This window comes from Ramlibacter sp. (genome assembly GCF_036383835.1).
In the GTDB taxonomy this organism is placed as follows: Bacteria; Pseudomonadota; Gammaproteobacteria; order Burkholderiales; family Burkholderiaceae_C; genus Ramlibacter.
Map to the genome: position 1 here is coordinate 59,067 of NZ_DASVNN010000120.1, position 11,885 is coordinate 70,951.

Genomic DNA, 11,885 nt, shown 5'->3' on the forward strand with positions numbered 1-11,885 from the left:
GTGAACTTCCAGTTTGCGAACCCTGCGGACGCGATCCTCGGCGGGGTGAAGATGGGCGCGGGCCTGCGCGAGATGGAGCAGGCGCAGGCGCTCAAGCAGCAACAACTCATCGCCGCGCAGCAGCAGCAACAGGCCCTGCAGGGGCTGGCGATGAACCCGAACGCAGGTCACGCCGACTACGCGCGGGTCATGACCATGTATCCGGCGCTGGCCGAGGAGCTTGGCAAGGCTTTCAAGGTGCAGGAAGAGGGCCAGCGGCAGACCGCGGTGAACTTCGGTTCTCGCGTGTACGCCGCGCAACTGGCGGGCAACTCGCAACTGGCGGCCGAACTCCTGCGCGAGCGTGCCAAGGCCGACCCGGGCCAGGCGCAGCACTACTCCACGATGGCCGACCTGATCGAGAAGTCTCCGGCCACGGCCAAGACGATCAGCGCTCTCGGCCTGGCCGCGGCGATGGGGCCGGACAAGTTCGCCGAGGCGTTCACCAAGATCGGCGGCGAGCAGCGGGCCGAGGAACTGCAAGGCGGGCTGGTGCGCAAGGGCAACGCCGACGCCTCCACCGCCGAATCGACCGCCGTCATCAAGGCCGAAGAGGCGAAGGCGGCCCCCCAGTCCGTGCTTCTGGACCTGCAGAAGAAGGGCTGGGACATCAAGAAGATCCAGGAGGACATCGAGATCGCCAAGCAGTCCAACCGGATTGCGGCGATGAACGCGCAGACCTCCCGCATCAACAGCGACACGCAGCGCCAGGAGCTGAAGCTGAAGATTCAGGAGGCCGAGACCAAGCTCGCCGACAAGGTGCGCGAGAAGGTCGCAACCGCCGAAGCGGGCGCGACCAACATCGACAACATGCTCAACACGATCGAGCGCATCAAGGTCAACCCGCGCTTGAACGATGTCCTCGGAGCCTTCGAAGGGCGGATGCCGGCGATCACCAGCGACGACAGCGCCGACGCCATCGCCCTGATCGACACGCTGGGATCGCAAGCCTTCCTCGCGCAGATTCCCAACATCAAGGGCATGGGGGCGCTGTCCAACGCTGAGGGCGAGAAGCTGCAGGCTGCTTTGCAGAACCTCTCGCGCAAACAGTCCGAAGGGCAGTTCCGCAAGAACCTGGACGAAGCCTCGCGCCTGCTGAAGAAGGGCCGCGAGAACATCACCCGCGCCACCGGTGTTCCGCTGGGCAAGCCCGACACTCCTGCGGCTCCGGGCTCTCGTCCGCCGCTGTCGTCCTTCCAGAAGCCGTAAGACATGGCCTTCGACGTGGAAGCCGCACGCAAAGCCGGGTACTCGGATGCCGAGATCGCGGACTACCTCGCCTCGGGCAACAAGTTCGATGCGAAGAAGGCGCGCGAGGCCGGCTACACCGACTCGGAGCTGATCGCCCACTTGGCAGGCAAGACCGACCTCTCCTCGCAGATCCCGGTGGAAAAGGGGGCGAACACGACCCCCACTGGCGAAAAGCCGACCACGATCACCGAAAAGCTCGTAGGTGCTGGTGAGGCGGCGCTGTCGACGGTGACGGGCCTGACTGGCGGCGCGGTGGGCTCCGTGGCAGGCACTGCCGCAGGCATGGCGCGCGAGGCCGTCAACGGCCAGTTCGGCACGCCCGAGGCTGCTGACCGCATCGAGCAGACCGCAGCGAATGCGGCGCAGGCCCTGACCTACAGCCCGCGCACGGAATCGGGCCAGCAGCAGGCGCAGGTCGTCGGCAAGGCGCTGGAAGCCACCATCCCGGTCGTGCCGCTGGCGCCGCAGCTGGCCGCGGCGGGACAAGCCGCTTCCGCCGCCGCGCCGGTCGCGGCCAACGTCGCCCGAGCTGGCACCGCGGCCACGCGTGAGTTCGTCAAGCAGAAGGTGCTGGAAGCCGCCGCGCGCCGGGCCCAAGCGGCGAACGACCCCGCGATGTCCGCCTCTGCGACCGGAACCTTCGGCGCGGACAGCGTGGGTGCAGCTCGCGTCCCGGAAGCGGCAATGCGCAGGCAGGCCGCCGAAGAACTCGGCTTCACCGGCAACTCCGCTCTCACCAGGGGGCAAGCCGAGCGCGCCTTCGAACAACAGCGTTTCGAGCAGGAGATCGCCAAGGACCCGACCAAGGGCCAGGCGATCCGCGACCGTGCGGCCAACCAGCATGCCCAGGTGTGGGGCCGCTTCGATCAGTGGGTCGACGAGACCGGCGCGACGAAGTTCACGCCCGGCGAGGTCGGCGACGCCGTCAAGGGTGCGATTCGTGACCGCGCCGCGCGCGACAAGGCGGAGATCCGCGTGGCGTTCAAGGAGGCCGACAAGTCGCCGGAGGCGCAGGCCGCGGTGAACCCCGGCAAGCAGATGACCATCGGCGCGGCCGACGACGCGCTCACGAGCTCGCCCATCGAATTCCTGAACTCCAAGCCCACCGGCCTGAAGACCACGGCGCTGTCGGACCACGCGCGCAAGTACGCCGTGCGCCTGGGCATCGCCGACGAAGTGGACGGCCAGCTGGTCCCGCTGCCAACCACCGTGAAGAAGATGCACGAGTGGCGCAAGGAGATCAACGCCGCTACCGGCTTCGAGCCGGCCGAGATCATGCAGGCCACCGTGCTGAAAAAGCTGATCGACGCGCAGACCAACGAAGTCGCCGGCCCGCTGTACCAGAGTGCCTACAAGCTGCGCTCCCGCTATGCGCAGAACTACGAAAACATCGGGCTCGTCTACGACCTGATGAACAACAAGCGCGGCATGTCGGATGCCAAGGTCGCCGCGGAGAACGTCTTCCAGCGCTCGGTCCTCAACGCCTCCATGGCGGAGGTGAAGCAGCTGCGCCGGATCCTGCAGACCGGGGGCGAGGACGGCAAGCAGGCGTGGCGCGAGCTGCAGGGCGCCACGATCCGCCACATCCGCGAAGAAGCCTCGCGGAACATCAGCCGCAACGAGCGCGGACAGGAGATGGTCTCCGTTAAGGGACTGGACTCCGCCGTCAGCAGCCTGGACAAGACCGGCAAGCTCGATTTCATCTTCGGCAAGCGCGGCGCCGAGCAGGTGCGTGCGCTCAACGACCTGTCCAAGGTGCTCTTCACCGCGCCGCCGGGCGCCGTGAACACCAGCAACACCGCCAGCGTGATCCTCGCGGCGCTGGATATCGCCACTTCCGGCATCGCAGGCATGCCCCTGCCCGTGATGTCGGGTCTGCGAATCCTCACGACCCACGTGCGGGACCGCCAGATCCAGAGACGCATCAACGAAGCGCTCGGCATCAAGCCCGAGCCCAAGAGGGTCAGGGCACCTCAATCGGTGCTGCCACGTCCCACTGCCGATGCATCCCGCGTGCCCCCAAGCCGCACCGTTCACTGAAGGCAAGAACAATGACCGTCCAAGTTCTCCAGGATCCGCTGCCGAAGTTCGCCGGCGCCGATGGCCAGCCGCTGACCGGCGGCTACGTCTACATCGGCGCCGCCGGCCAGGACGCGACGCAGTACCGTGTCGCGGCCTACTGGGACGAGGCGAAGACGCTGGTCGCGACGCAGCCGCTGCGAACCAGCGGGGGCTACATCGTCCGCAATGGTACGCCGGCCAACATCTTCATCGACGGGGATTGCTCGGTGCTGGTGCAGGACCAGAACGGCCGCCAGGTGTACTACGTGGCGAACTGGGCCGGAGTGGCGGGCGCTGCCGCCACCGCCGCGACCGCCGCAGCGGCAACCTACGCAACCGAAACGGCTAACGCGGCCGCCGCCGGCGCCGCATCGGCGGTCACGGCTTCCGGCGCGGCGAACAGCGCCACTCTGGCGGCAGCCACGAAGTACGCCTATCCGAACTCCGCAGCCTCCAACGTGCCGCGCGGCCTGACGCAGGCCAGTGTCGGCGCGATCACGCCGGGTGCAGGTGGCACGAACGGCACGTTCAGCGCCGCGTTCTCGGCCGGTACCGGCTGGCTGATCTACCCCACGGCCACCTTCACCGTAGCCGGCAACGTGCTCACGAGTTTCACGGTCACTGGGCCGGGTCTGTGCATCAGCGCCGCGCCGGCGGTGCCCACCGTGAGCTTCGCGGCATCGGCAGGCCTCGCCGGCGCGGCCGTGGCGCTCACCAACCAGTTCCTCGTCACCGCGGGCGAGGGGTACTGGGTGCAGTCCGCAGATGGCCTGCTGCTGGATCGGTACAAGAACGTCGCGGGCGTCGCCACGAGCGATACGGCCAGCGTCAAGTCGATCCACACGGGACTCGTCTCGTTCGGCAACGCTGTCACCGACGGCGGCAACCTGTACGCGGTGCTCGACGGCGACTCCCGCTCCGAACTGGCATTCGACGGCGCCGGCAACCTGGGCAACTCCGGCAACTTCGTCCGCTGCATCATCGACGCCACCAGCATCGACAACAGCGCCGCGGCGATCCGCAGGCTTCCGCTGCACGGCCAGGCGATCACCTACACGGACCGCTGGGGCCTGACCATCGCCGGCCAGTCCAACGCCAGCGCCGGCAACTCCGAGCAGCTGTCCACCACGCAGCCGTTCTCGAATCTGAAAGTGAGCGGCGCATCGGTGGTGGCCCTAACCGAGCCGGTGGGCGGCGAATCCGTCGCCTCGGGGATGGCCAACGGCGCCGTCAACGCGCTGAACCGCGCGCTGCGGCCCTGGGACACCTTCCCGATGGTGTGGGTCACGAAGAACATGGGCCTGTCGGGCGCCGCGCTGTCGCTGCTGGGTCGTGGCAACGTCACGTACAACAACGGCCTGTCGGACGTGACCACGGCGAAGAACAACGCCACCGCCGCCGGCAAGACCTACGCGGAGCGGATGATCTCCTGGCAGCACGGCGAGTCGGACGGCGATGCCGCGATGGACCGCGCCACCTACGCCGCGGCCCTCATCGCCTACTTCGGTGACTGGAATACAGACGCCAAGGCGATCACGGGGCAGACCGACCTGATCCCGATGTTCATCGTGCAGCAGGGCCTGGGCAACGTGCACGCCGGCAGCGGCCCGACGCTGGGCATGCTGGATGCCTCCCTCAGCACCGCCGGTATCCACGTCGTGGCGCCCGGCTACATCGCCGCGGGCGTCGATGGCACGCACTACGGAGGCCACGACCAGCGCCGATTCGGCGAGTACCTGGCCAAGGCGGCGCACCGCTACTACATCGAAAAGGTCTCGCCGCAGACGGTCTACCCCACCAGCGTGCGTCTCCTGGAGAAGCGGACCATCGAGGTGAAGTTCTACGTCCCGGTCCCGCCGCTGGTCTTCGACCTCGAGCAGGTAGGGGCGCCCGACGACTTCATGGGCTTCACCCTCTACAACGGCGCGGGCGTCGAGCAGACGATCGCGACGATCGCCATCACCGGCCCCGACAAAGTGCTGATCACCACCGCGGCGGACGCCGCAGTGGGCTGGGATGTGGGCTACGCGATCAAGACGATCGCGCTGGCCAGCCGCGCGAACTACGGCATCGGCAACGGCCGCCGGACCGGCGCACGCGGAAACCTCCGCGACAGCGACCGCTTCCCCTCGTACTACACGGACTTCTTCGGCAACCCGTACCGGCTGGAGAACTGGTGCGCCGTGTTCCGCAAGACCGTCACTGCCTAAGAGGAAGCCATGGGCGTCAAGCAAATCATCCCCGGCAAGACCGGCAACATCGCGATGCCGATCATGCAGACCGACATCGCCCGCGTGGCGCGGCGGAACATGATCGCTGAGTTCGACATGCTCACCTACGACGGTGGCAACCCGAAGCTCCTGCTGGATCAATCGGGCAACGGCTTCAACGCGACGTTCCTGAACAACCCCACCGTCGGGGCCACGGGCGTCACGTTCGACACCATCAACTACGCCGACTTCGACCTCACGACGGACCTGGTCGACGACTACGCGTTTACCTGCGTGGTGAAGACCACCACCTCGGGTCGATACATCTTCGGCAACCACAACAGCGCGGACGGCAAGGGGCGCTCCTTCAACGCCTTCAGCGGGGGCGCTCAGGTGGACCTCCGAGGGCATGCGACCTCGCTGCACGCCTACTGCGCTTTCCCGGGTTCGACGGTGTGGATGGCGCTGCACGCGCGCTGCCTGGACCGGACGATGTTCATGCGCGACCTGGTGACCAAGCCCTACCTCGGCCAGTGGGGCACGCTGCAATCCACGCAGACGTCGGGGCGGCTGCGGTGGCGCATCGGGGCGGGGGCCACCACGGTGGGCGGCGACAGCAACGTGTCCGAGGTCCCGTTGTCCAACACCGGAACCATCGCCTACTGCGCGGTGTTCAAGAAGGCCACGGACGTGGCGCAGGAGCAGGCGCTCCTGAAGTACCTGCACGACCGGCTCACCGCGCGCGGCATCACGCTGATTGCCTGATGCGATGGCCTACCAGGCGTTGCGGTCCGCCCAATCCAGTTGCTCCTCTTCGGCAATGTCTGCGCGCAACCGGGGAAGGAAGTTGACCGGGCAAGTGATGGTGACGGACCTGGGCAGGCGGTGGGGAATGAGCCAGTGCCACCACCGGGTCCGCTTGGGCGGCGGCGGGTCCTGCGTGTACGTCACGCCGTTCTCGCGCTGCCGATCGAGCACCACAAGGATAGCGACCATCGACCGGGCTCTGTACTCGAAGGTGACCGTTTCGGACATGCGCGCTCCCTTGCAGCCTCGATACGCAGGAATCGTAGCGCTCGACCTGCTCGGCCATGGCATCGCCCGAATGGGTGAAATCGAAAGCATCAACGCCGTCTCGCGGCACCGACGAGGCGCCCATGTCTGAAATCGATCCTCAGGAATTTGGCCGCCTGCAGGCCCATGTGGAGCAGCTGCTGGAGTCGAACCGGCTGCTGACCGAGACCGTCGCGACCATGAGCACGGCTATCCAGTCCATGCAACTGCAGATGGCCGAGGCCAAGGGCGGCTGGAAGGTGCTGATGCTGCTGGGAGGCGCGTCGGCATCGCTCGGAAGTGCGGCCACCTGGGCGCTGTCGCACTTCGTGGGAAAGGGCCCGACGTGAACTACGAATCCAGCATCGACGCGATCCTCGACAACGAGGCCCCCGGCTGGCGCACAGATCCCGCCGGCGGCTACGTCGACCACCCGGCCGACAGCGGCGGGCCAACCCGCTACGGCATCACGCAGGCCGTGGCGCGATCGAACGGCTACCAGGACGACATGCGGGACCTGCCGCTGGCGCTGGCTCGCGAGATCTACCGCCGGCGCTACATCATCCGCCCGAATTTCGACCGCATCGCCGCGGTGGACGCGCAGGTCGGCCTGGAGCTGATCGACACCGGCGTGAACATGGGCCCGCACCGAGCGGCGGAGTTCTTCCAGCGCGCGCTGAACGTGTTCAACGCCAACGGCAGCCGCTACGCGGACCTGTTCGTGGATGCGGACGTGGGCCCGGTCACGGTGGAAGCCTTCAAGGCGTTCATGCGCTGGCGCGGCGCCGATGGCAAGAAGGTGATGCTGCGCGCGCTGAACAGCCTGCAGGGTGCCTTCTACATCGAGCTCGCCGAGGCCCGCCCGAAAGACGAAGCCTTCGTCTACGGCCAGATCTTGCACCGCGTGCAGCTGGATGAGGGCAGCGCATGACCACGAAGCACGCCGGCGCCGACTGCCCGAAGTGCGGCGATCCCTATCCCGCGGAGTACGCGCAGCAAGGGCAGTCGCCGCGCTGGTCCTGCACCTGCGGAGCCGGCGGCGAGTTGTCCGGCCATTTCACCGCTCGCCGCGCACTGCACGCGCCGCCCCCGCCGTCGACCGTGAAGAAGCACTGGAGGACGCCATGAAACGCGCCACGCTGATCCTTGCCGCCCTGCTGCTCTCCGGCTGCGCAGGCCTGTCCATCAACGTCGATGCTGCGATCACGTATCGCAGCGACACGCCGCTGGGGACGAGGAAGTGAGCCCCGTCGTGCTCCTTTGGCATCCGGACTCGCCAGGCATGCGTGTGCCAATCCGCCGCGGCTGGCTGGGTAGGCTGCTCAAGTCGCGCCAGTTCGCCACCCTCAGCGAGGTCAGCGCCTATTACCGCGCGTGCGAGCTGGTCGCTGCTGCGCATGGCGGCGGGAGCGGCGGGTGAGCTGCATCCAGTACGGCACCGGCTACAAGTACCAGCTGCGCCGGCCGCACGTCGAGCGCACCGGCATCAAACCGGATCGGCCGGTCGTCACCGACTGGATCGCGCTGGACAAGGACGGCACGCTGACCATCAGCGCCGGCTACGCGTGGGATGGCGCCAGCGGGCCGACCTACGACAGCAAGAGCTCCATGCGCGGCTCGCTGGACCACGACGCGCTCTACCAGCTGATGCGGATGGGTCTTCTGGATCACAAGCACCGCGCCGAGGCGGACGCGCTCTTCCACCGCATCTGCCGCGAAGACGGCATGTGGCCGCCGCGAGCGTGGCTCTGGCATCTGGCCGTGCGCGTCTTCGCCGATCCGGCCTCCGACCCTGCAAACGCGGTGCCCGACCAGTGCGCGCCGTGCGACTGCCCCTGTCCTTCATCCCTGGCCTAACCGGAGAACCCATGCGCTTCCTGTTGTTCGCACTCGCCGCATGGAGCGGATCGTGAGGCGGCGCGGCACGACCGACGGTGATGCAGATCACTCGCCCCGCGTGCGGCCTTGCTGGCTTTCGTTGGGTTCGAGCGCGACCCGATCGTCGTAATCATCGGAATCGATGACCGTATCCGGCTCGTCGCAGGGCTGAGTCTCTGCCCACATATGCGCAAGCATGTCGCGAAGGAATGCGGCTACGGACGTCGCCATCGCTCAGTGAAGATCCTTTGTGGCTGTCCCGTGCTGCACCAATTCATCCAGGTACGCGCGCGCCGCGACGACCTTCCAGCCCACTTGGTGCGCGAACCAAGTCGCGGTCACCGGCCTGTGGGTCATGACGGATAGTGCTCGCAGCAACTCGGTTCGATTCGGCGCGCCGTCGATCTTCGGCCATCGCCTCAGGCGGTAGGCGATCCACCGCATGGGTTCTGTCTGCTGCGGGCGCCTCGTGAATGCGTGTGCCCACCGCGAAAACAGCGATCTGAAGCCCAAAAGGTTCCTCCCCTTCTCCGGGGCGGAATGTTGGCATGCGAACACCGCGTCTGCCCAGTATTGGGCGATGAGCGTAGCGTTGACTGTTGCGGAAACCCCGCATGCCCGGAAAGCGGGAGCGAACGGGCCTCAATGCAAGCACCGGCCCCTAAGCGGTTGCCGATGGCGGAGCCGCTTCGACGACCTCCAGCGTCTTCAGCAAGAACGTGCCCTGACGTCGTTCTGTTTCTGTGAACCACTCGCAGTAGGCCTCGTTGGTGGTCACGGAGCGCACCACCAATGGTGGCCCGCCGCTCTTGAGGCGGACCACCATTCCCTTTTCGATCTCTGGTGTTTCGTTCATGGTCGCTTAGGCGGAATTGCCAACACCCTCGAGGTAGTGGATGAACGACTTCAGTTCGGACTTGAGGAACGCAGCGTCCGCGCCCAACGCCAGGCAGCGCTCTTTCACCGCTGGGGAGGCAAACTCGCTAAAGACGACGACTTTGCCGTCCGGCTTTTCGCTTTTGCACCGCCGCACCACGCCAAAGCCAGAGCCCTCTGCAAGCATCAGATCGACGATGGCGACCTTCCACGGGCAGTGCTGCTGCAGCCAATCGGTCGCATTCGTTTCGCCCGTAGCTGTCTTGACCACACGGAAGTGGCCGACGCTTTGAACGAGGTCTCGCAATGCACTCTGCATATGTTGCGAGTCCTCGATGATCAGCACGGGGAACGCGCCCGCCATACATCTCCTCATGCTGCCCAGCGGGCGACTAACGACGACGCACATTGAATGTGCATCGATCATGAAATGCAGTAGGGTTATAGCCGAGCACATCGTAGGACCGCGCCTACAGGTGCCGGGCAGTAGTGTTAAAGATCGAACTTGAACTCATTGCCTGCCCAGGAGATCAGTTGGGGCGTCGAGTTCTGGCCAGCTCCGCTCGGCGCCAAGGGGCGCACGCAGGGGCCACGCGGTCGCTTGCATCGCGATCACCATCTAGATGTTCAGACGAAAGTCTTAGGCCATTTGGAGGGTGCTACGCAACTACGCACGCCTATACTGCGGCACCTCAGAAGGCCCCGATTCGAGCAGCATGCTAGGAGGAGACCGTGCGGCTGCATCCACCTCCGCCGAACGAAACTCCCGTCGAGCGGCAGCTGCGGCAAGACCTGTTCATGGCGCGATGGGACATCATCTCCCTCGCGCCCGATCAGTTCGGCGACCTTCTTCGCTCGTACTTTTCGTGCAAGACCCGCGCTGCCTCCCGAGGGTGGGAGGCAGATGTCGTCGAGAAGATCATCGAGTGGACCGAGCCGCTTGGGGAAGACACGAGGCCCGACCTTTTCGGCGCCCGAGCGAACTGCCCTCTCTGCCGTCAAGGAGCTCAGAGCTATTACGAGCAGGGGTTCGCGTTTCCTGAAGGACTTCGGCGGCACCTGATCGGCTATGGTCGAACGCATCAGTGCATCGTGATGCGTGCTGTCATGGGGCTTGCGCGAGTGCACTGGAACGGCGAGTTCTCTTCGGGCGAAGAAGAGGCGCGGAACCAGGAGCACGTGGCACTGGAGGCGCGGCGAAAGGTCGAGACCGTCTACATCTTGGGCCCCAAGGACAGCCCGCTTCTTGTCGACGAGAACCTGTTCTGGAAGGGCGCGCGCCCGGCCGAGGGCGACTTCAGCCTGAAGTGGGCCGAGCAACGGCTGTTCAGTCTCGGCTTCCAGATCAACGTCGACGATCGCAAGAGGTCCTACACCAAGCAGCTGAAGAACGGTGCCGGCGAGTTCGTGATCTACGCCGACCCGAGACAGAAGGACGACATTCGGTTCAGCGTGTTCGATGCCGCCGTTGTCCGCGGCAAGAAGGCTGGGCTGGTGCTGAGCTCGTTCAAGATCCGCGACAGTTGGAAGAACGACCTGCCTGAGAAGGTCGCCGCGGGCGCTGATGCAGCAGCGAGATCCTCCCGCAGGTGACGTGGTTGCTGCGTGACTTCTGCGTGACTCGTTCCGACGCCCCTAGGCGCTCTTCGTCACAACGGATGGTATGGACGCCCGTAACCCGTTGATCTACATGGCCCCTTGTTCTTCAGAGCAGGCTACGAACCAAGGGGTCGTGGGTTCGAATCCTGCCAGCCGCACCAGAATTTCGGTTCTAGATCAACGGGTTAGATGTTCATGCATCTAGCCCGTTTTTCTTGGGCATGCACCGTCGTGCCGCTCCCGAGTCGACCATGTGTCTTCTCTCAGCGCAGGAGGGCCGCTGCCATGCCCAGGTAGTCGGGAGCCCAGCGCACCACCGTCACCACTGCAAATGCGATGCAGGCGAACACCGACAAGGCTGCGAGCAGCAGCTGCACTTCGCCGGCCCGGCCGGCCGCATCGAGAAGTCTCTCCACCATGTAACCCCCTGCGCCACGCTGTTGCCGCGTGTAAGCGCGCGATCTTAGGGAGCATCGGCTCGGTCCGACACCTCCAAGTAGACTAGGTAGTGGGCCCAGGTCCAGCCAGCATCGATGGTGCGCCGCGAACATCGGCGAGCCCGTGCGAAGCCGAAAGTTCGACCCGCGCGTCCCTGTGCGGCATGTCCTACGCCCACGTGGGGCGCAATGCCAGGGCTGCCGCGCAGCGCCCCACGGGAGAATCCGCCGGTGCAACACGACGAGCAGTTCGAAGCAGGGGACGTGGTCCGGCTCAGGTCGGGCGGACCGCCGATGGTGGTGAGGGCGGTGAGCGGCGATTCGGCCTATTGCCAGTGGTACGCGGGCATCGGCCTGCACCAGGGCACCTTCCTTTTCAGCTCCCTCAGCGACATCAGCCGCGAGCGCCGCGCCGCGCAGCGCGCCAGCCAAGGCATCCCGACGCAGTCACCTCCGCAGGAGAGCGCCGCTTCCCCGTGAG

Annotated in this window: 17 protein-coding genes; 11 read left to right on the forward strand and 6 right to left on the reverse strand. The window is 66.1% G+C overall.

Annotation, left to right across the window (positions count from 1 at the left end; translation table 11 throughout):
* The 4 genes from VF522_RS19135 to VF522_RS19150 are packed head-to-tail and all read left to right on the forward strand — an operon-like array spanning position 1 to position 6,326.
* On the forward strand, positions 1-1,248 hold the full coding sequence (locus VF522_RS19135; RefSeq protein WP_330909904.1) for a hypothetical protein: 1,248 nt from the start codon (positions 1-3) through the stop codon (positions 1,246-1,248).
* Between the two features lie 3 nt (positions 1,249-1,251).
* Positions 1,252-3,330 carry a hypothetical protein gene (locus VF522_RS19140; protein WP_330909905.1) on the forward strand — a complete coding sequence of 693 codons (2,079 nt, stop codon included), beginning with the start codon at positions 1,252-1,254 and terminating at the stop codon, positions 3,328-3,330.
* 11 nt (positions 3,331-3,341) lie between these two features.
* Positions 3,342-5,561: a hypothetical protein gene (locus VF522_RS19145; protein WP_330909906.1), complete on the forward strand. Its 2,220-nt coding sequence runs from the start codon at positions 3,342-3,344 to the stop codon at positions 5,559-5,561.
* A 9-nt stretch (positions 5,562-5,570) separates the two neighbouring features.
* On the forward strand, positions 5,571-6,326 hold the full coding sequence (locus tag VF522_RS19150) for a hypothetical protein (RefSeq protein WP_330909907.1): 756 nt from the start codon (positions 5,571-5,573) through the stop codon (positions 6,324-6,326).
* 9 nt (positions 6,327-6,335) lie between these two features.
* Here the strand turns inward: VF522_RS19150 and VF522_RS19155 are convergent, their stop codons facing one another.
* Entirely contained in the window at positions 6,336-6,596 is a 261-nt protein-coding gene (locus tag VF522_RS19155; protein WP_330909908.1) for a hypothetical protein, read from the reverse strand.
* 122 nt (positions 6,597-6,718) lie between these two features.
* Here VF522_RS19155 and VF522_RS19160 point away from each other — a divergent pair, with 122 nt between their 5' ends.
* The 5 genes from VF522_RS19160 (at position 6,719) to VF522_RS19180 (ending at position 8,471) form a co-directional block, all read left to right on the forward strand.
* Entirely contained in the window at positions 6,719-6,964 is a 246-nt protein-coding gene (locus tag VF522_RS19160) for a hypothetical protein (protein WP_330909909.1), read from the forward strand.
* On the forward strand, positions 6,961-7,545 hold the full coding sequence (locus VF522_RS19165) for a glycoside hydrolase family 108 protein (protein ID WP_330909910.1): 585 nt from the start codon (positions 6,961-6,963) through the stop codon (positions 7,543-7,545). The genes VF522_RS19160 and VF522_RS19165 overlap by 4 nt, the downstream gene beginning before the upstream one ends.
* Complete coding sequence (locus VF522_RS19170; RefSeq protein WP_330909911.1) at positions 7,542-7,742, forward strand: hypothetical protein; 201 nt, start codon at positions 7,542-7,544, stop codon at positions 7,740-7,742. Before VF522_RS19165 ends, VF522_RS19170 begins: the two co-directional genes overlap by 4 nt.
* 154 nt (positions 7,743-7,896) lie before the next feature.
* A complete protein-coding gene (locus VF522_RS19175; protein ID WP_330909912.1) occupies positions 7,897-8,034 on the forward strand; it encodes a hypothetical protein in 138 nt (45 codons plus the stop codon).
* The gene (locus VF522_RS19180) at positions 8,031-8,471 is read left to right on the forward strand and encodes a DUF1353 domain-containing protein (protein WP_330909913.1); all 441 of its coding nucleotides are present in this window, start codon (positions 8,031-8,033) and stop codon (positions 8,469-8,471) included. Before VF522_RS19175 ends, VF522_RS19180 begins: the two co-directional genes overlap by 4 nt.
* 87 nt (positions 8,472-8,558) lie before the next feature.
* On the opposite strand, the gene VF522_RS19185 is transcribed toward VF522_RS19180, so the two are convergent.
* The 4 genes from VF522_RS19185 to VF522_RS19200 form a co-directional block, all read right to left on the reverse strand.
* A complete protein-coding gene (locus VF522_RS19185; RefSeq protein WP_330909914.1) occupies positions 8,559-8,723 on the reverse strand; it encodes a hypothetical protein in 165 nt (54 codons plus the stop codon).
* Between the two features lie 3 nt (positions 8,724-8,726).
* A complete protein-coding gene (locus VF522_RS19190; protein ID WP_330909915.1) occupies positions 8,727-8,936 on the reverse strand; it encodes a hypothetical protein in 210 nt (69 codons plus the stop codon).
* Between the two features lie 217 nt (positions 8,937-9,153).
* Positions 9,154-9,348 (reverse strand): DUF2158 domain-containing protein, encoded by a 195-nt coding sequence (locus tag VF522_RS19195; RefSeq protein ID WP_330909916.1) that lies wholly within the window; start codon positions 9,346-9,348, stop codon positions 9,154-9,156.
* A gap of 6 nt (positions 9,349-9,354) precedes the next feature.
* Complete coding sequence (locus VF522_RS19200; RefSeq protein WP_330909917.1) at positions 9,355-9,732, reverse strand: response regulator; 378 nt, start codon at positions 9,730-9,732, stop codon at positions 9,355-9,357.
* Between the two features lie 368 nt (positions 9,733-10,100).
* Between VF522_RS19200 and VF522_RS19205 the strand changes: the two genes are divergently transcribed.
* Entirely contained in the window at positions 10,101-10,961 is an 861-nt protein-coding gene (locus tag VF522_RS19205; protein ID WP_330909918.1) for a hypothetical protein, read from the forward strand.
* Positions 10,962-11,230: 269 nt separating this feature from the next.
* Here VF522_RS19205 and VF522_RS19210 read toward each other — a convergent pair whose 3' ends face one another.
* On the reverse strand, positions 11,231-11,386 hold the full coding sequence (locus tag VF522_RS19210) for a hypothetical protein (RefSeq protein WP_330909919.1): 156 nt from the start codon (positions 11,384-11,386) through the stop codon (positions 11,231-11,233).
* A 249-nt stretch (positions 11,387-11,635) separates the two neighbouring features.
* Between VF522_RS19210 and VF522_RS19215 the strand changes: the two genes are divergently transcribed.
* Positions 11,636-11,884, forward strand: coding sequence for a YodC family protein (locus VF522_RS19215; RefSeq protein WP_330909920.1), 249 nt, complete (start codon positions 11,636-11,638; stop codon positions 11,882-11,884).
* The last annotated feature ends 1 nt before the right edge of the window (position 11,885 follow it).